A 19069-nucleotide genomic window follows, 5' to 3' on the forward strand; every position below is an offset into this window, starting at 1 on the left:
TTTCCCATTCGAGGGGAAAACCTGATAATAGCGTATCTGATAATGCTCATCTTTTTTACAAGAAAGTGAGGATTTATGGAAAATAATTTAAAAAATCAACATTATAAAAATATGAGTATAAAGCCTCCACTTCCTCCGTGTGGCGATCTTTCCTCTGTTTCTGCAAAAACTGGGAGAGGGTAGAAAAGCCACCGGTAAAATTCAGCCCTTTTTCCTCGGTCAGCATCAAGCGTCCATCTTCCGTCAGTTCCAACGGCTCTGTCATCAGAACGGAGCCTGCATGGTTTACAACCACTCGTTCTTCCACACAGACCGGATCTCCAGGATCGTAGTCAGAACCGCGCAGGTCATAGCAATAAACGCCCTCTGGCAGATTATCGCGAGCAATCCGTCCGTTGGAGAACAGACCAAGTTTATCAAACAGCTCGATCTCCTGATATTGCTCGTCATTGGCAATCTGGATCTTTTCCTGATTGTGGAGCTTGCTGTGAGCAATCTCGTGAACCGTGGCCGAAACCGTCTGCACCTCGCTCATGCCCTGACGAATGGCAATTTTCTGATGATCGGCAGAAAAATAGCCGTCCGTATCGGCGGCCATTGCTTCAAAAGTAATCGGCACCGGTGCGCTGCGGCGCAGGGCCTCCATGAATGCCTCATAATTTGGCACATTGCCGGAAAGGGAGGAAGCAAGCTCCGGCAAAGGTTTACCGTCGGTCTGACTCACATCAAAGACCTTGACAGGGCGAAACATGGGAATCTCGATTTCTTTTTCCTCTGTGACGATCTTTCCGTCTTTATCCAGAATCGGAGCCTTGGTATCTGGGTCCAGCTTCTGCTCCTCGATTTTCTTCTTATACGGTGTGGGAGCGATGATGGTAATGCCATGCTCGCCTTTTTTTACATGACGCTCAAACTGGTCTTTCCACTTATTGTATCCGGCTACCAATGTGGCGTCCGGCTTCTGCATATAGATGAGCATGGTGTTGTTTACCGAATAGCGGTGGAAGCGGGACATGACGGACAGATAGCGCATATACTTTTCACTCTCAAACAGTTCTTTGATGCCCTGCTCGATGCCATCTGTGATTTCCCTTAGCCGTTCTCGGTTGGTGGGTTTGTTCTCAGCCATGATTTTCAATCTCCTTTCCAAGTGTGTGATTTCTGCTGTGTGTTCTGCAATCCATGCCTTTTGTTCTTCTTCACTTTCATAAAGAAAAAGGTCCAGCAGGTACTCTACATAGGATTTCTTCTGGATTGCTTCCACAAAGCGGGGGTGCGGTTCTTCCTCCGGTGTCCTTGGAGAACGGTCGGCTTCCCATTTTTTCAGCAGATAGTAGTAATCGGACAGTACGCGGTAACAGCGCTGTCGATCCTCCCGAAACTTCTGTGCCTCAGTTTTTTGCCGGACATATCTCCTGCGGGGCGGGGCCTGACTGTCATAGATCAGGCCAAAGTCCTGTGCCAGTTTCTCCGCCGCTTCTTTTGGGGAGAGGTTAAAGAGCTTTGCGGTAAAGTCGATCACATCCCCATCTTCACCGCAGCCAAAGCAGTGGAATCGCTGGTCTACCTTCATGCTGGGGTTCTTATCATCGTGGAAGGGACAGCAGGCCATGCCATTTCGTTTGACCTCGATCCCATAAAACTCTGCCGCTTCTCTGGTGCTGACCGACTGCTTGACTGCTTCAAATACATTCTCTGCCATGTGCCTTTAACTGCCGGACTTTCGCATAGGAGGCTGGTATCCGGCGGCTTTCGCCCGTTCACTGGCAGCTTTGCGACGCTCGGCGCTGTATGGCTCCCGGACTAATACACACCGCTTTGGAACGGTAAAGTTATGGGCATCCTTTCGGGTGATCTGGTCGGGGTGCTTTTTTGCCAGCAGTTCCAGCTTCTCCATCAGACGGGGATCGTGGGTGTAGACCTCAGCCATTGGTTCTGCCTGGTTATAGAGGAGAATGGTTTCCCGTTCCACTAAAGAGAGCTTCATCGGCTGCCTCCTTTCCGCTGGTCAAATTCCAGCTTGAAGTTGGCATACTGTCCATCGTCCTCCAAAACCACAGTGGCATCGTAGGTCTTGCCGGTTTTCTCCGAATATAGCCCCGTCACACGGACACAGCCATCGTTCAGCAGCGCAGACACCACAGCTTTGGTCGGCTGTTTTTTCTTGGCAGCCCACCATTTGTTGTTTTTCCAGATTGCAAATTTACAAGAATCATTCTGACAGAAGAAACCTTTTTGCAGTTCTGCAACTTCACCGCCGCAGCGAGGGCATTTGCCCACCACCTCACGGGGCGGAGTAAACAGGTACTCGGTTCCCTTGATGACCTGATAAGTTCCCACCAGATCTTTCAGCATGGTGCTGATCCCGTCCAGAAACTCCTCTGGTGCAAGCTGCCCGCGCTCGATCTCGCCCAGGCGATACTCCCACTCGGCAGTCAGAAGCGGCGATTGCAGCTGTTCCGGCAGGACGGTGATCAGGGAAACTGCATCGTGGGAAGGAAGAAGCTGCACCGTTTTCCTGCTCTTTTTTCGTTCCAGAAAGCCGGCAGATACCAGCTTTTCCAAAATACCGGCACGGGTGGCCGGTGTCCCCAGACCTTTTCGCTCGGCGTCCTCCGGCATATTCTCTTTTCCGGCAGTCTCCATTGCGGACAACAAGGTATCCTCCGTAAAGTGCTGAGGCGGACTGCTTTTGCCTTCTTTGACGATTGCCGCAGAAACCGAAAGGGTCTGTCCTTCGGTCAGCTCCGGCAGGGCTTTCTCTGCGCCCTCTTTTTTCGGCTCTGCATCCTTCATTTTGGCACGGTAAGTGTCCTCCAGTGCTTTCCATCCGAGGTGCTTCACCGTTTTTCCTTTGGCGGTAAACTCCCCATCGGCACACGCTGCAATCACAACGGTTTCCGAATAGATATAGGGCTGGGCTACGGCGCACAGCAGACGCAGGGCCACCAGCTCCAGCACCGCTTTTTCTCCCGCTGGAAGTGCAGAAAGATCTGCATCCTTGAGGTTTCTGGTAGGGATTACTGCGTGGTGGTCAGTTACTTTCTTATCGTTGATGACCGTATGCGGATCACAGGTAATGGCGATCCCTTTGCGAAACGGCATAGCACTGGCAACCAGATTCACCAGCACCGGCAGGCTGTCTGCCATATCACCAGTCAGATAGCGGCTGTCAGTACGGGGATAGGTGCAGAGCTTCTTTTCATACAGGCTTTGTAGATAGTCCAGGGTCTGCTGGGCTGTAAATCCAAGCAGGCGGTTGGCATCTCTTTGCAGGGTAGTCAGGTCATAGAGGGAAGGCGGCTTTTCGGACTTTTCCTTGCACTCCACCTTTTTGATTGTGACATTTGCACCCTGACAGGCTTCTTTCAGCTGCTCGGCAGCGGCCTTATTCGCCATGCGCTCCCCGGATACGGTAAGACCGGGCAGCTCCAGCGCCACGGTATAAAAGGGAACCGGCTGAAAGGTGTCGATCTCAGCTTCTCGCTGAACAATAAGCGCCAGCGTCGGGGACATCACGCGCCCGATGTTGAGGGTTCGGTGATACAGCACGGAAAAAAGCCTTGTCGCATTGATCCCCACCAGCCAGTCGGCCTTGGCACGGCAGAGGGCAGCATCTCGAAGTCCGTCATAGTCCGCACTGGGGCGCAGGTTTGCAAAGCCTTCCCTTATGGCGGAGTCTTCCATCGAAGAAATCCAGAGCCTTTTCATCGGCTTCTTGCAACCTGCCAGCTCATAGACGCTACGGAAGATCAACTCGCCCTCGCGTCCGGCATCGCAGGCATTTACCACCTCCGAAACATCCGGGGCATTCATCAGCTTTTTGAGAATATCAAACTGCTTTTTCTTATCCTTTCCCACCACCATCTGCCAATGCTCCGGCAGAATAGGCAGGTCATCATATCGCCACTTGGCATACTTGGGGTCATAACTGTCTGCATCCGCAAGACCGGCCAGATGGCCCACACACCAGCTGACACGCCAGCCATTACCCTCCAGATACCCGTCCTTACGAACGGTTGCGCCGATCACCGCCGACAAACTCTGGGCAACCGATGGTTTTTCGGCAATTACCAATTTATGTTGAGCCATGATGGTTCCTCCTCTCTTTGAGCCATCGGGACATTTCCCGGTGACAGATACCTACGCAGGGTCTTCCATAATTCCCGCAACCATAGCAGGGGTGGCTGTTGGGTAAAGAAGGAGGACGGGAAGTTTCCTTCCCGCCCTCCGGCCTGCGTGTCATCATGCGTTCATAGGGACTGTCTGTGAAACGGGTCATTTCACACTGTCCTCATCATCTTCTTCTGTGCTGCCCCCGTCAGCATCCGGTTCTTCCGACTCCTCATCCTCGGTTTCCCATTCCTCGGAATCTTCCTCGCCATAATCATAATCGTCCAGACTGTCATTGCCCTTGGTCTTAGGCTTGTTCTTAACGAGCTTCAAGTAGGCAAATACGCCACCGCCTCCCAGCAGAGCCAGCAAAAGGACTATCGCAGCCGGGTTTAATACGGCAGCCTTCTCTTTTTCCGGCTCCGATGTTTCTGCCGGAGGTTCCGGTGCTTTGCCCGTACATTTACTCTTATCAGTTGCGCAGACCAGGCAGGCCGTATTGACTGCCCCTGCTTCACATTTTGTTGAACAGCTGCATACCGCAGGCATCTCCTCTTTGGGTTTTCCATCTTCCATCAGCGCCGCAAGGTCTGCATCGTCCACCTGATTCAGAAAGTGAACAGCAGTCTCCTTGTCCTCATTAGCCCTGTCGATCAAAATGTAAAAATAGTTGCCAGCCTTGGTGGTAACGGTAATGAGCTGCTTATTGCCACCAAAATCATCCACCAGAGCGGCATTGCCATCTGGTGTAAGTGCCGGTGCCGGTTCTGCTTCTTCCACAATCACATTGCTGTCATTGGTAGAATCCTCTACCGGTGCCGCCGGAGCCTGTTCTGCCCCCTGTGCGAAAGCAGGGATCGTAAAGCCAAATGCCACAACCATTGTCAGGCAAAGGGCGGAAAGTGTTTTGCAAATCCTTTTATTCTTCATAAGCGGTAGCCTCCTGATTATTTGATTCCGACAGTGCTGTATCTCTGCCGTGGTTCATTCCACCGGAAAGCATAGCGTTCAGCTGTGCTGGAGTCATGCGTAACGCACGAACCATCTGAACGATTTCCAGATTCTCTGCCTCCGTTTTCTGTGCTTCCAGGGTCTTGAGCTTTTCCTGATATTCCGCAATCTTCTCACGGGTTTTCTCAATTTCCTGGTCGATACGTTCAATTTTGTTTTTTGCCATAACCGTTCACTCCTTTCCACAAAGTCTGTTACCAGTTCATCAGGCCGTAGCCCTTAATACTTTGATAATTCAGGTCATAACTTTTGATCTTGCAGGCATCGCCGGAATTTCCCTCCACCGTATAAACACGGCTGCCATCCGTACCGATCACGATACCCACATGGTCTGCTGTCCCATCCAAATCCCAATCAAAGAAAATTGCATCTCCGGGAGCCAGATTGTTATAGCCTCTTGCACCCCATTGTCCATGAGACTGGAACCACGGAACGCCCTGCCACTCACAGCCTGCAAAGCGCGGTTCACTTTTTCCAGCCTGGTTATAACACCAGGATACAAAGCAGGCGCACCACTCCACGCGGCTGTCAAAGCCATACCAGCTCCAATAAGGATAGCCGCCCACATTGCCCACCTGACGCTTGGCCAGTTCCACCAGCTGAGGATTGCCGGGGCGGGTACCGTTAATGAACTGCACACCGGACAGATCTTCCGAGCCGCTGGTATCAGGGGAACCGCCGCCAAACAACAGCGGCTTATTGCCCATGGTCTGCCGGTAAACCTGATACATTTCCATCTGCTCCGGGGTCAGAATCTCCGACGCCACAGCGGAAATGGGCTTGCTGGTGAGTTTCACATTCAAAATGTAATACTCATAGGGGACTTCTTCTGAGGTGGTCTCGCCGGTCTCCGGGTCGGTGGAGGTCTCCGTGCGGTAGCGAATCTCCACTTCCTCAGTAAGCGTCAGCTGATACTGTGCTGCAAACACACGCGCCAGCTCTGCCTGAGCGCTCTGCCGGGTGTAGCCTTGCAAAACGGCAGACAGAAATGCTGCCAGCTCATGAGGGTCATGACCGATCATACCAAGGTCATAGCGATACTCGTCATACCCTGGGTGGCTGCTTTCTATGTTGTCGATTTCCTCCTGCAACTGGGCTTCTCTGGCTGCATAATCTGCCTCCACCGCCAGCATTTCCGGGTCATCCGACGGATAGGTGGTGCCGGAGAGAACGGAACCGATGCTCTGCGCCATCATGGAGCAGGAGGACATGGTATTCATCAGCATACAGGTAATGAGGAACAAAACCCCTGCCATCAGGAAACCCTTCTTGTGGCGCATGACGAATGCCCCTGCCTGCTGTACCTTTTCTTTTACCGTCCTTGCGGCTTTTCCGGTTTTGGATGCAGCCTGGGCGGTATTTCCGGCAGTCTGACCGGCGTGTTTGGCGGCGGCATACTGCTTTTTAATGGCCTGCTTTTGCTGCCAGCGGGAAAACGGATTGCTGGCAAACTGGGGATTTTCCTGCAAAGATTTCTGGTACAGAACATTTATATTTGCCTTTTCCAGTTGGCGCTCTGCTTGGGCTGCTTTGCGATACGGCTTCAGCTTGTGGCTGCGATAGCCCTCCCGCACCAGATAAGCGCCGGTCTCCACCGCCTCCTCGGACTTGTGGGCGCTTTCCACGCCCACATTGTCCTGCTCTGTTTCCTGGATCTCTTTGTGGAGCTTGCCCGCAACCAGATGGACGGGAGCTTCCCTGACTCCTTGAGAAACTTTGGAAGGTGGCTTTTTCTTGTCCTCAAAGGTCAGCTTCGAGGTCTTTTTTCCGGTATCCGGGTCAATGACCCTCTGCCTGACCTTTTTCTTTGGGATATTGGCCTGCGCCTTATCTGCTCTGGCCGCAGCTTTCTCCGCTTTACGGATCGGCTTTTCCAGTGCAGGGTCAGACCGTTCCTCATCAGTAAAGCGCAGGCGCGGTTCCTTATTCAAACCATTCTCCCAGCATGAGGGAGGACATCATGTAGTGCAGCTCTGCATAAATGGCCATTCCCACCGGATCGTTGAACATACAGCCGGACAGGTAGGCATAAAACTGTGCCACCACATCGGACAGAATCTTCGCTTCGGTTCCTTCCAGAACCAGACCCCCCATACCTTCTTTGGCACGGATGGTGCTCCACACCTCTGCCAAACGGAGCAGCCCCACCTGACCGGTCTCATTCAGTTCGACTGCCTGATCTGCCGCCGTGCGGCACTCACTTACCGCATCAGCCATGACCGTAAGCAGCTGGCTGCGCTGGGCATTTACCGCCCTGTCAAAAAACATCAGCGGATTTTTATTCAAAATGTTGAGATTCATAATCATTCATCCTCCTTTTTCAATTCTTGAGGTTTGGTGGTCATAATGCGGTAAAGCTCGGTGTTCTTCGGGAAGTGATCCACGAAAGGCAGGATCGTGGAGCCATAGAACAGCAGGCCCTCGCCCTCACCGGAGTGGGTCACATAGCTAAGCTGGTGCGTGGAAATCCCCAGTTGCTTCGCCAAAATCTGGCGGTCTCCGCCTGCCTGGTTAAGCATATACACGAAGTCCGAGTTTTCAAAGATGTTCTCTACCTCGCGGCTGCTCAAAAGGTCTTTGACATTCTGGGTGATACCTGTCGGAATACCGCCCCATTTTCTGAATCGCTTCCAGATTTCCACCGTATAGGCGGCGGTCTGCTCCTCCTTCAAAAGCAGGTGCATCTCGTCGATGTAGTAGCGGGTAGACTTGTGAGCGGCACGGTTGATGGTAACGCGGTTCCACACCTGATCCTGTACCACCAGCATACCGATTTTCTTGAGCTGCTTGCCCAGTTCCTTGATGTCATAGCAGACAATCCGGTTATCAATGTCCACATTGCTCTGATGATTGAACACATTCAAAGAACCCGTTACATAGATTTCCAATGCCGTTGCAATGTATTGAGCTTCTTTTTCTTCCTGCTCCCGCAGCAAGTTATAAAGGTCCTCCAAAATCGGCATATTCTCCGGCTTTGGGTCATTGAGATATTCGTTGTAAACCAGCCGTACACAACGGTCAATAATGGTTTTCTGCACCGGCTGCAAGCCCTCCTTACCGCCCACGATCAGCTCACACAAGCTGAGGATAAAGTCAGACTTGAGTGACAGCGGGCTTTCATCATCCGAATAGTCCAGATTCAGATCCATCGGATTGATATAGTTGGTTGAAGTAGGTGAGATCTTGATGACCTGCCCATGCAGACGCTCAACAAGAGGTGCGTACTCCGCTTCCGGGTCACAGATAATAACATCATCACTGGTAAGCAAAAAGCAGTTGGCAATTTCTCGTTTTGCGCTGAAGGACTTACCGGAACCCGGCGTACCCAGAATCAGGCCGTTGGGGTTTTTCAGCAGCTTTCTGTCCACCATGATGAGGTTGTTGGACAGAGCATTGATGCCGTAGTACAGGGCTTCTTTCCCGTTCTGGAACAGTTCCTGCGTAGTGAAGGGCACAAAGATAGCTGTGGAACTGGTGGTCAGTCCTCGCTGGATCTCAATCTGATTAAGACCCAGAGGCAGACAGCTCATCAGCCCTTCTTCCTGCTGGAAGTCCAGCCTGGTCAGCTGACAGTTATACTTCTGGGCAATAGAGCCTGCCTGAAAGATGTTGTTGCCAAGCTGACGGGGATTGTCCGCTGTGTTCAGCACCAGAAAGGTCAAAAGGAACATTCTCTCGTTGCGGCTCTGCAAATCCTGCAAGAGTTTTTTCGCTTCACTGCCGTAGGTGGCAAGGTCAGATGGAATGATGTCCATGTCGTATCCGGCACGGACTGCTTTTTTCTGTTCCTCGATCTTGCTGCGGTCCAGGTCGGTAATCTTCCGCTTTACCGTTTTGATGGCTTTCACCTGATCCACCGACTGAATGTGCATACTCACAATAAGCGAGCTTTCCATATCCAGAAAATCAGCCAGCAAACGGTCATTCAGCTCCGGTGCGAGAATCTGCAAAAAAGAAACAGTCCCGTATTTCTTACCCATACGGAACTGCTTGCCGGTGCGGAACTCAAAGGAGCTTGGTGCAATAAAATCCTTTGTGGACAGACCGGAAGGAGCCAGCCAGTCCCATTCAAACTGAAACGGGAGTTGTTCATCCATGTGGAATACCGCATGAAGCTGAAAAAGCCTTTCTTTACCGTCCAGCGTTCTGGCAGCTACACCAAGACGCTTGAAGTTATTAAGTATATCGGTCTCAATACGCTCCAGACGGGGCTTGGCGGCTTTGATGCTGTCCGCGTCGATACCAAAGGTCAGGTATTTGGTCTTGATAAGACCGTTGTTACCTCTGGCCAGCTGATTTTGCAGCATTGTGGTGTATTCCTCGCGGATACTGTCAAAGGCGTCCCTCTGGGGCGGGATGGAAATGGAGTTAGCAAAGGTCTCCTCCGATGCCGCAAGGTTCAAAAAAGACAGCTGGAAATGAATCGAGCTGTCAAAATAATTGAGGAAATCACACCACCCCTCAAAGATTGCCGTCTTATCTTCGTTTTGGGAGAGCTGATAGTTGATGTCCTGAAACTGGATGGTCTTTGTGTAGTGGCTGTCCGATATGCGACAGATTCCGTCCGGCCACATCCGTTCATAAGGGATACTGTCCTGCGCAGATTTTCCTTTTTTGTCCGTGCGGTTAGCGCGGGCAATGGCCGCTTCGATCTGCTTCTTATCGGTGCGGGACAGTTTTTTCTTTGTCTTTACCGGCTGCACAGTTTTTTCCTCGGTTTTTCCGAACATCCGATGCAGCCATTTTTTTATTGCGGTGAACAATGTCATACACCTCCTTATCGAGCATTTCCTGCCGCTTTAATACGGCATAAAAGTTGTTGGTCTGGTAAGGTCGCTGCTTTGGACGGATCACAGCTACTTTGAGAATGTTGCCCACGATCTTTTCCAGAGGCTGTCCATGCTTTTCGTACATAGCCAGCATAAAGAAGGGCAGCATAACCAGCATCATACACATAGCCGCTACACTGTTTCCGGTAGGTTTTCTGAGCAAAAAGAAAAGCGGTACGCCAATAAGCGCTCCGCCCGTGAAGCAGATAAGCTGCCGCTTGGTCAGATTGAACATGACCTTTGTTTTGACTTTTGTTAAGTCCTTGGGTACGGGTACATAAGCCAATGTAGAAACCTCCTTCCGTTTTAGTGTGCCTGAAAGACTGATTTGGCGAGACTGCCGGTTTTGAACAGCGTAAAACATAGCAGTACGGTGTAGCCCACGCAGCTCCAGATTGCCATGATGATGTCATCTTCCAGAGCGATGTTCTGCACCAGCACAGCATAAATTGCCACGCAGACGATAATGAGAAACGCCTGAAAGCCCAGTGCCAGCAGAGATCGGAGGTAATTCTGTCCCATACCGCCCCATTCCTTGCCCATCATTGCAGCCATTGGAACGGGAGCCACCGAAGTTACAAGGTAGATCTCGATCATACGGCCATAAATAACGATAAAGATACAGATATACAACGCCCACATGGTAATGCCAATAAAGAGGGATTGGAACCACAGTCCGAACAGCGGTCCCAAATCCATTTCCATCAGCCTCGGTTCCAGATCGGTCATAACTGAGGAAATGTCAATGGACGCATCCGAATTGATAATCCCTGCCGCCTGCGCCACCACGCTCTGCGCCATATCAAAGACGCCCATCACGATATTCCATGTGTTTGTGACAATGAGGATGGCGGCAGCTGATTTGAACACCCACTTGAAAATCATCCAGGTATCCACATCATGCAGGTTGTTCTTGTCTGCAATCATCTGGATCAGGTCTACGGTCATCACGATAGCCAGGATCACACCTGCAATCGGCACCATGATGGAGTTTGACAGATTCTCAATCATATTGAAAATACTGCCATTCCATCCCTGTGGGGTCTGTCCTACCTGTACGGATATATCCGCGACCTGTTGGTTTACGCTGTCAAACATCCCCGAAAGGTTGCTCATAATACCGCCCACCAGCATTTCTTTCAGCCAATTTGTCAGGGCTTCAAGTAAGAAATCCATACGGTGTCAACCTCCTTTCCGCCGCCCCCGCAGAACTGCGGGAGCGGCAAGGATTTCATACAGGAACGCTTAGACAGAGAACAGCCCGGAGAGCAGAGGTACAAGGACCATGCCAACTACGGCTACACCAGCGCCGGCCATGAGCTGTTTTATCCCCAATTAGGTGTAAAACTCTGCTCGATGGCGGGCGGCGGCGTACAAAAAATCTATATGGTATTTTTTAAGAGAACCGTCCCGGCGGGACAGGTCAGGCAGTGACCTGTTCCACCTCCGGGATGGGTTTGAGATTAAAATGAATTTCGATAGAAATGTGTCTTGTTTTATCTTCGTCAATGCGCTCATGCACGACGATTTCTTTGATTAAGCGGTTGAGGGTGGCTGCGTCCAGCTCTGTGATGTTGGCGTATTCCTGAATGGCTTCCACCCATTGTTTTGCGTCATTGGCAAGCTGGACTTCATCGGACAGCCGCTTTCTGCCCTCGGACACTTTTGTTTTAAGCTCCGTCTGCTCGGTCTGTGTCTTTTCCAGCATGGTGTTGAAATTCTGCTCACTGATACGCCCTGCAATCATATCCTCATAAAGCCGCATGACCATTTTGTCCAGAACCTCAATCCGTTCCTCGTCCCTTGTAAGGGAGCGTTCCATTGCTTCCCGCTGTTCCCGCTGCTCGGCTTCACAGGTATTGGTCAGGCGGTCAGCAACCGCTTCCCCGTCCATCAGGGCAGCTCTGGCACATTCCCGGATTTTCCGCAGCACATGGCTGTAAAGGGTGTCATAGTCAATCCGGTGCTGGGTGCAGTGGTTCTTTCCAAAGGCATTGTAGGTCTTGCAGGAGTAAATCCGCTGGGGATGTTTTGCGTTTGTGTAGCGTATCGTCAGCGACTTCCCACACTCGCCGCATTTTATCAGTCCGGCAAACAGGCTGATTTCATTGGTCTGCCCCGGACGCTGGCGGGATTTCAGCTTGTTCTGCACAATATCAAAGCTCATGCGGTCAATCAGCGGTTCGTGCTGTCCCTCAACCACAACCCAGTCCTCCGGTTTCTTTTCCCCAATCGTGCCGATTTTGAAGCGGTAGTCTTTTTTCTGGGAAGCAATCGCCCCGGTGTAGACGGGATTCATCAAAAGGTCTTTGATAACGGAGAAGTCCCACATATACCGCCCGTTTTCCGGGTCTTTCTTTTCCCATTTGGTGCGGGTATTGCGAAGCCCCCGTTCCCGGTTCCACCATGTGGGGCAGGGGATTTTTTCTTCCTCCAGCCGTCTGCGGATATAGTTCGGACCATGACCGTTTAGGGCATATCCGAAAATCAGCCGCACAATCGGGGCGGTTTCCTCGTCAATGAGCAGATGGTTTTTGTCCTCCGGGTCTTTCCGATACCCAAACGGGGCAAGACACCCGGTAAACTGTCCTTTCTGCGCTTTCAGAAGATAAGAGGAATGGACTTTCTTGGAAATATCCTTGCTGTACATCTCGTTCAGGATATTCTTGAACGGGGCAATGTCGTTGTTATCCCGTAAGGTGTCGATACCGTCATTCATGGCGATATAGCGCACCCCGTTTCTTGGGAAAAAGTCCTCAATCAAATGCCCGGTTTGCAGATAGTTACGCCCCAGTCGGCTGAGGTCTTTCGTGATAACAAGGTTGATTTGCCTGCGCTCAATGGATCTCAACATTCTCTGTAAATCAGGACGCTCCATATTAAGACCTGTGAAGCCATCGTCCTGATAGACTGCCACAACCTCCCATCCCTGCTTTTCGCAGTATTTTTCCAGCATATCACGCTGGTTTGCGATACTGGCACTTTCGCCTTGCAGGTCATCGTCCTTTGACAGTCTGCAATAGACCGCTGCACGATAGCCCCCGGCAAGTGCCGAACCGATTGTTCTGTATTCCATTTCGTTCATCATAGCCATTTACCCACACAATCCAGACGGTATCCGGCTCTTTTGAACCTCATCTTCATTATACTTCAATTCTTTCTTTTTAGCAAGATATTCTTTTGTATTTGTCTTGCCGTATTTCTGGGAAATCAGGCTGACGAACACATCGGTGGCGTCCAGCTCCCCGTCAAATACAGTGGTCACATGAATCTCTGTTTTGTTTTTTGCCATAGGCAGTTATCCTCCATACATGAAAATAGCCAGACAGAGGGTGTCGGCAACGAAGTCCGGCAACGGGCTTCAAAAGACCTTGCAAACAATCTCAATCTGGCGGTGGTTACTATTTATACTTTTCTTTTATTTTTCTGTTGTTTTGGTTGTCATAGGGGAGAAAAGCCCGCAGTTATGGGTTTTTCCCCGGCAACCGGCTCGGCAACGGGATAGCAACGAAGTCGGCAACGGGCTGTCATTTTCAGAATGGAAGCTCCATCTGCTCCGTGACCTCCACAAAACCGTCCATAGATTTTTCGGGCGGGTTGTCGGTGTCCGTTGCCGGGATTTCACGCTCCCAGCCCTTTTGTCTGCCATATTCCGCAAACATTCTTGGATTGGAAAAGTAGTTCCACCCGGTAATGCACTGGTTCATTATCTCGTTGATTTCCCGGATTTCCCATTGCTTCGGCTCGTCAAAGGTGTGATTTAAGGCTTCCTTGTAGAGCTGCTTGGAACAGACCGTTTCCCCGGTGTACTTATCAAGGTAAGCCTGTATCATCCCGGCTTTGGTGTCCTCCGGCATAAAATCCCGCTGGTGTTCTTTGAGATACCGCTGCATGGCTGGGCTGAATGACAGCTTGTACCTGCCGCTTCGGTAAATCTCCATTGCTTCCGCCCACATCTGGCTGATATAGGCTCTGGAAGCGGCTTCGTCCTCCAAAATGTGAACCTCGGCTTGCTCCGGGTACACCATGACCGGGATAAATCGGCGGTTGCCGGAACGGTCAAGGGGGAGAAAGTCAAGGGCGTTGGAAGTACCGCCGAACACGCACTGACGGGGACGGTCTGCCGGGTGGGTTTCATAGGGTATCTTATAAACCTCTTTCTGTCGGCTTAGAAAAGACTTGATTTCCTCAATGCTCTTGGCATTGGCGGTTGCCATCATTTCCGACATTTCAATTATCCAGTGACCTTGCAGCTTGCGGTACACGTTATCATCGTCCAGCTTCCGCAAATCATCGGAAAACCACTCGTCCCGGACTGCCAGCAGACGGAAGAAGGTGGACTTGCCAGCCCCCTGACCGCCTACCAGACACAGCATGATTTCAAACTTGCTTCCGGGCTTAAATGCCCTTGTAATCGCCCCCAAAAGAAACAGCTTTAGGGCTTCATAGGTGTAATCGTCCACATCCGCCCCCAGAAAGTGCCGCAGACAGAAGCGGATGCGCTCCGTCCCGTCCCATGCAAGGCTGTTCAGAAAATCCCGGATGGGGTGGTACTTATTCTCATTCGCCACAATCCCGATGGCAGTTTCAATCTTTTTCTCACTGGTCAGCCCGTAGGTTTCCTCCAGATAGAGAAGCAGATACTTCATGTCTGTATCGGTCAGGGCTGTGCTTTCTCTGTGAAAACCGATGGGCTTTATGATGTCCTTTCGGTCGGTCAGGATGTTATAGGCGATTGCCCCGGCAAGCACCGGGTCACGCTGGAATACGGTCAGGCAGTTCCGTATGCTCTGGCGGACACCGCCTTTCTCGGTGGTTTCCAGAGTTGCCTTTACTTCCTCAACGCTCTGGGGCGGCTGCATGGCGTTCATGGTGTTTTTTAGTTCTTGCTGCGTCTGCGGCGGCAAGCTCTGCCATTCGCTGTTCAAGCTGTATCACATCCTTTCCATGTTCCGTAATCAGTGAAGCGATTTCCTCCGTATCCCCAAACAGCAGCACATCCAGCAGATATTCCACATGGGCTTGCTTCTGCAAGGCTTCCACGAACCGGGGATGAAACGCTTCCTCCGGGGAGTGCGGGGCATAGTCGGTTTTCCATACCCGTAAGAGGTGTAGATAATCGGCAAGGACACGGAAGCAATGTGCCTTTGCTTCCCGGAACTGTTCTTCCGGGGATTTCTGCCGGGGCTTGGGCTTCCTTGCCCTGCCCGGTGGCTTCCAGTCCTCATAGGCAAGCCCGAAGTCACTCGCCAACTGTGCGGCGGCTTCCTTTTTCCCCAGCCCGTACAGGGCAGCTACAAAATCAATCACATCCCCATCTGCACCACATCCGAAGCAGTGGAAACGCTTGTCCAGCTTCATGCTGGGGGTCTTATCGTTGTGGAACGGGCAGCAAGCCATCCCGTTTCTGTTTACCCGGATTCCGTAATGCTCCGCAGCCTGTCTTGTCGTAACGGACTGCTTCACAGCTTCAAATACATTCAAATCAATTCCTCCTTGTAAAAAAGAAAAGGCACTTATCATTCTCAATCTGAAAATGGCAAGTGCCTGTTAAAGTTCCATATCCTGTTGTTTGTGTTTCGTCTGCGCCGGGGCGTTTTTCTGTGCTCTCTTCTCGTCAGCCTTATCCTGCAAGACTTCTTTGAGGGGCTGCTTCTTGGGCGGCTCTTTGCTTTCCTCTGTGCCGGGTGTGGCTTTCCGTACCCAGTAGCGGATGTCCCACAGCTTCTTCAAATCTTCCTGCACCTCGGTCAACGGTACTTTCAAGTCTGCGATTTCGTCCACAAGCTTCGCCTGTTCCTGCAAAAGCTCCTTTTTCGTGCTGTCCTTATCGTCCGGGTGCTTGGCAAGGTAGGCACTGGCTTTCTCAAACCGGGCAACCTCCGGGTGTTCCAGCTTGAATTTTTCCTTAGTTTTCTTGAAAAATATCTTCTGGTATTTCTCATAAACGGGCTTACATTCCTTACAGTCCGTCCGGGCGGCAAGGATAGCGTCAATCACGTTGCTGCGGGTTTCCTTTGGCTTCATCTGCTTTCGGTAGTCGGCGGCAGATTTCCCGGACGTTTCTATAAAGTTTTCCAAATCCTCCACGGTGGAAAGTCCCTTTCTCTGGAGATAGGACAGGGCTTCGCTGACTGCCTTTAAGTCTTTGGAAGTCCCCCGGCTTTGTCCCGCCCGTGTCCAGCTGCTCCGTTCTGCCTTTCGTATCTCCATATACTTCATCAGCAGATTGGGAAGAAAGACCGCTTCCTCCGCAGCTTTTTGGGCAAGCAGTTCATTCCGCTTTTCGCTAAGCTCCGCAATCCAGCCTTTGAGATTTTTAATAAGCTGCCGGATGGACTTCATCAAACTATTGGCGGCTTTGATTTCTCGGTTCAGGTTGCCGATGTTCGTCTGAATCCCACGCTTTTCCATCTGCCGGACAGCAGCCCCTTCATGGACGGTAGGGATAATATCAAGCCCCTGTCTTTCGTAAGAACGGAGATCTACTCGTTCCGGGCGGTTGTTGGCTTCCAGATAGCGGTTTTGGATGACCTCCCATTCATGCCGCCAGATTTCGCCATATTTGCGGTCGTTCCAGTCAACCGTATCTTCCTTGTGGCTTTTCCACCTGCCGGACGGGAGCTTGATTCGTTCCCCGTTCTTATCAAGTTCATAGACCTTGCGGCTCTTGGGAAGCCATTTCCCACGCTCATCCATTGCCCGCATGGTCAGCATGACATGGGCGTGTGGGTTTCCGTCCCCTTTGTCATGGATGGCAAAATCCACGCACATTCCTTTGGAAACAAACTGCTGGCGGCAGAAATCCCGTACAAGGGCGGCGTACTGGTCGGGCGGTATCTCTCTGGGAATGGAAAGCACCCACCGCCTTGCAAGCTGGGAGTTCCATTGCTTCTCAACAGCTTCGGCAGCGTTCCAGAGGGTGTTGCGGTCTGTGTACTCCAGGGGAGCGTTTGCCGGGAGCAGGATTTCATTGTGGACGATACCACGCTTTTCCGGGTAGTGTTTTACTTCCTGGTCATATTCACAGAACAGCTTTTCGCCGCTCTGGTAAGCAGCGGCGGCAACCGCAGACTGGCGGTGGCTGCGCTGCACAATAGAGATTTCGTTGTGTGGACAGGGCATTTTGTGTTCCTCCTTTCCGTTTTTGGACATAGAAAAAGCAGGATACCTTTTCAGATTTCCTGCTTGTTGTGCCGCTGGGGGCGGCGGGTATTTAGTAATACATTTACATAGTTTTGTGCAAGTACCAAAGTCGCACAATAAATACAATTTGTCCAATAGCATAAGCCCCAATAATAGTGAAACATGGGACTACTGTCATATATCCGGTGAAAATCAAAGCAAAAATAGAAACAGCAATCGTAACATTCATTACCTTGAAGCCACTTGCCATAGCAGCATTACTAAGCGAAATATTTCTCTCGTCATTTTCCTCTATTTCCATTTCTTTGGTTTTCTTAACGAACAAGTCGCACACACCAGATACAATCAGCAAAATTTCAATGAGAGATGTACCTACTACTATTAAGTCGGGACGTGGCACAGGTATTATTTCATGTACTCCCAAACCGTATGTTAGCAATCCTCCCAGTAGAATAATCATTCCTGTAACTGTCATTAAAATCAACAACCTTTTTTTCATAATCAATCCTCCTCGTAAATAAAAATTTCTTCAATACTCATGTTGAAATATCTGGCAATCTTAAATGCCAACTGAATAGATGGGTTATAGCGTCCGTTTTCCAAAGAGCCGATGGTCTGTCGTGATACTTCCAATGCATTTGCTAAATCTTCTTGCTTTATGCCTCGTTGCTTTCGTAATTCTTCCAGGCGATTTTTCATGTCATCCTCCTCTCTTATGGAAAGTTAACTTTCCATGCTTCCATTATATCACATAGTTCTTTTATGTCAAGTTAGCTTTCCATTTGCATTATATTTTATGAAACTTATCGGCTGGGAACAGCTTGCAACGCAAGGTGTCCCCAGATGGCAAGTCCACAAAAGGGTAGCTGGCGGCAGCCAGCGCAGGGGAAGCGTAGCGTCCCCTGTATGATTTGGAGCAGACCTTGACTGCGGAAAATCACAGCCCTCCGGCAAGGAGCCTTCGGAGAACGCAATGCACCAACCTCTGGGTGGTGTATAATTGCGCCCTTAGTAAACTAAGGGGTTTCCGGCTTCTCCCGTTCCAGCAGTTTTTTCAATAGTTCCTGCGTGTCCTGCCTGTGAAAAATGAGTTTCAACAACAGCATGACATCATCATCTGTCAGGCGTTCCGGCTCTTGCAGAAAACTTTCCAGCATACCGCCACGGGTACAGAGCCGGTGCGTTCGTTCCTTTCGGGTAAGCTGCTTTAACTGGTACTGCAATGCCTTTTCATCATTGATGGCTTTCCGCAGTTTCTTTTCGCTTTTCTCCAGCTCCCAGTTGAGTTTTTCCAGCTTTGAGGTCTCAGGCAAGGGCAGCGTCCTCCTTTCCCGGTATCAGCACATAAATCCGGTTTGGTTCTCCCACGCCCTGACGCACCCGCATGATAAGCCCAGCGGTTTCCAGTTCATTCAGAGAACGCTTGACCGTCATGGAGTTGCGGGACAGGACTGTAGCAATGGCTGTGACAGGGAAGCAGACAAACAGGATTCCGTTTTCGTCCTCCTGCCCTTTGGATAGCATAGCGTCCAGCATCCGGCAGTACATGACCTTTGCGGTGCTGCTGACTGGAAATCCTGTCAACGCTATGGGAAATGGCATACACGGCGGCAATGGTGTGTCTATCGTCATAAATTCAAAATTCATTCGGTGTGTTCCTCCTTTTTCTTTGCTCGTTTGGATAAATAACGGGGGCAGTCAACCACAACCGCCCGGAAGCTCTGCCTGCACCCATGCTGGCATTTCCGGCATAATTCGTTGTAAGTGACACGCCCCCGGTCATTGAGGTAAAAGGAAAGCTCATGCTTCCTCTTTTTGCTCATTCTCGGCATATTGCGCTTCCTCCCATTTTTGTGTATGGTTTCGGGGCGATTTTCGGCAAAATTACGGTCATAGAGCCGCTTAAAATCTCCCGAAGTATCAGCGATAGGGTAGACTATCCCCCTATCAGATTGTCGTGTTTCGGTATC

The 19069-nt window shown here is 50.8% G+C and carries 21 protein-coding genes and 1 pseudogene; 1 reads left to right on the forward strand and 21 read right to left on the reverse strand.

What is annotated here, in order from left to right; all coding sequences use genetic code 11:
• Positions 1-121 precede the first annotated feature (121 nt).
• The 11 genes and pseudogenes from NE473_RS11140 to NE473_RS11190 all read right to left on the reverse strand — a co-directional run.
• Positions 122-1702 (reverse strand): annotated as a pseudogene (locus NE473_RS11140) (LPD28 domain-containing protein); the annotation flags it as partial.
• 6 nt (positions 1703-1708) lie between these two features.
• On the reverse strand, positions 1709-1987 hold the full coding sequence (locus NE473_RS11145; RefSeq protein WP_256265250.1) for an immunoglobulin: 279 nt from the start codon (positions 1985-1987) through the stop codon (positions 1709-1711).
• Positions 1984-4092 (reverse strand): type IA DNA topoisomerase, encoded by a 2109-nt coding sequence (locus NE473_RS11150; RefSeq protein ID WP_256265252.1) that lies wholly within the window; start codon positions 4090-4092, stop codon positions 1984-1986. The genes NE473_RS11145 and NE473_RS11150 overlap by 4 nt, the downstream gene beginning before the upstream one ends.
• Positions 4079-4282, reverse strand: coding sequence for a hypothetical protein (locus NE473_RS11155; protein ID WP_081453903.1), 204 nt, complete (start codon positions 4280-4282; stop codon positions 4079-4081). The genes NE473_RS11150 and NE473_RS11155 overlap by 14 nt, the downstream gene beginning before the upstream one ends.
• A complete protein-coding gene (locus NE473_RS11160; protein ID WP_256265253.1) occupies positions 4279-5043 on the reverse strand; it encodes a DUF4366 domain-containing protein in 765 nt (254 codons plus the stop codon). The genes NE473_RS11155 and NE473_RS11160 overlap by 4 nt, the downstream gene beginning before the upstream one ends.
• The gene (locus NE473_RS11165) at positions 5033-5290 is read right to left on the reverse strand and encodes a DUF4315 family protein (RefSeq protein WP_002576231.1); all 258 of its coding nucleotides are present in this window, start codon (positions 5288-5290) and stop codon (positions 5033-5035) included. The genes NE473_RS11160 and NE473_RS11165 overlap by 11 nt, the downstream gene beginning before the upstream one ends.
• 28 nt (positions 5291-5318) lie before the next feature.
• Entirely contained in the window at positions 5319-7055 is a 1737-nt protein-coding gene (locus NE473_RS11170; protein WP_256265254.1) for a C40 family peptidase, read from the reverse strand.
• Entirely contained in the window at positions 7048-7431 is a 384-nt protein-coding gene (locus NE473_RS11175; protein ID WP_256265255.1) for a DUF3851 domain-containing protein, read from the reverse strand. The genes NE473_RS11170 and NE473_RS11175 overlap by 8 nt, the downstream gene beginning before the upstream one ends.
• Positions 7428-9827 (reverse strand): VirB4-like conjugal transfer ATPase, CD1110 family, encoded by a 2400-nt coding sequence (locus NE473_RS11180; RefSeq protein WP_256265256.1) that lies wholly within the window; start codon positions 9825-9827, stop codon positions 7428-7430. The genes NE473_RS11175 and NE473_RS11180 overlap by 4 nt, the downstream gene beginning before the upstream one ends.
• Positions 9784-10239, reverse strand: a complete 456-nt coding sequence (locus NE473_RS11185) for a PrgI family protein (protein ID WP_009322013.1) — start codon at positions 10237-10239, stop codon at positions 9784-9786. Before NE473_RS11185 ends, NE473_RS11180 begins: the two co-directional genes overlap by 44 nt.
• A gap of 20 nt (positions 10240-10259) precedes the next feature.
• Positions 10260-11129: a VirB6/TrbL-like conjugal transfer protein, CD1112 family gene (locus tag NE473_RS11190; RefSeq protein WP_002576236.1), complete on the reverse strand. Its 870-nt coding sequence runs from the start codon at positions 11127-11129 to the stop codon at positions 10260-10262.
• A 3-nt stretch (positions 11130-11132) separates the two neighbouring features.
• On the opposite strand from NE473_RS11190, the gene NE473_RS33125 reads away from it, so the two are divergent.
• On the forward strand, positions 11133-11387 hold the full coding sequence (locus NE473_RS33125) for a hypothetical protein (RefSeq protein WP_502802825.1): 255 nt from the start codon (positions 11133-11135) through the stop codon (positions 11385-11387).
• Here NE473_RS33125 and NE473_RS11200 read toward each other — a convergent pair.
• From NE473_RS11200 to NE473_RS11245, 10 genes are all read right to left on the reverse strand, one after another.
• Positions 11377-13047, reverse strand: coding sequence for a recombinase family protein (locus NE473_RS11200; RefSeq protein WP_005335872.1), 1671 nt, complete (start codon positions 13045-13047; stop codon positions 11377-11379). The genes NE473_RS33125 and NE473_RS11200 overlap by 11 nt on opposite strands.
• On the reverse strand, positions 13048-13245 hold the full coding sequence (locus tag NE473_RS11205; protein ID WP_002595102.1) for a hypothetical protein: 198 nt from the start codon (positions 13243-13245) through the stop codon (positions 13048-13050). It lies immediately after the preceding gene.
• Positions 13246-13486: 241 nt separating this feature from the next.
• Positions 13487-14824 carry a virulence-associated E family protein gene (locus tag NE473_RS11210; RefSeq protein WP_007047420.1) on the reverse strand — a complete coding sequence of 446 codons (1338 nt, stop codon included), beginning with the start codon at positions 14822-14824 and terminating at the stop codon, positions 13487-13489.
• Positions 14793-15437, reverse strand: a complete 645-nt coding sequence (locus NE473_RS11215) for a CHC2 zinc finger domain-containing protein (protein ID WP_002595104.1) — start codon at positions 15435-15437, stop codon at positions 14793-14795. Before NE473_RS11215 ends, NE473_RS11210 begins: the two co-directional genes overlap by 32 nt.
• A 66-nt stretch (positions 15438-15503) precedes the next feature.
• Positions 15504-17078, reverse strand: a complete 1575-nt coding sequence (gene mobQ, locus NE473_RS11220; protein WP_002595105.1) for a MobQ family relaxase — start codon at positions 17076-17078, stop codon at positions 15504-15506.
• Positions 17079-17181: 103 nt separating this feature from the next.
• Positions 17182-17598, reverse strand: a complete 417-nt coding sequence (locus NE473_RS11225) for a hypothetical protein (protein ID WP_256265257.1) — start codon at positions 17596-17598, stop codon at positions 17182-17184.
• A 2-nt stretch (positions 17599-17600) separates the two neighbouring features.
• Positions 17601-17798: a helix-turn-helix transcriptional regulator gene (locus NE473_RS11230; RefSeq protein ID WP_002595107.1), complete on the reverse strand. Its 198-nt coding sequence runs from the start codon at positions 17796-17798 to the stop codon at positions 17601-17603.
• Positions 17799-18115: 317 nt separating this feature from the next.
• Positions 18116-18412 (reverse strand): DUF3847 domain-containing protein, encoded by a 297-nt coding sequence (locus NE473_RS11235; protein ID WP_002592121.1) that lies wholly within the window; start codon positions 18410-18412, stop codon positions 18116-18118.
• The gene (locus NE473_RS11240; protein WP_002595108.1) at positions 18405-18746 is read right to left on the reverse strand and encodes a replication initiator protein A; all 342 of its coding nucleotides are present in this window, start codon (positions 18744-18746) and stop codon (positions 18405-18407) included. The genes NE473_RS11235 and NE473_RS11240 overlap by 8 nt, the downstream gene beginning before the upstream one ends.
• Positions 18743-18931: a hypothetical protein gene (locus tag NE473_RS11245; RefSeq protein WP_002592123.1), complete on the reverse strand. Its 189-nt coding sequence runs from the start codon at positions 18929-18931 to the stop codon at positions 18743-18745. The genes NE473_RS11240 and NE473_RS11245 overlap by 4 nt, the downstream gene beginning before the upstream one ends.
• Positions 18932-19069 lie beyond the last annotated feature (138 nt).

The sequence above is a fragment of the Hungatella sp. SL.1.14 genome, assembly GCF_024460495.1.
Lineage (GTDB): Bacteria > Bacillota > Clostridia > Lachnospirales > Lachnospiraceae > Hungatella > Hungatella hathewayi.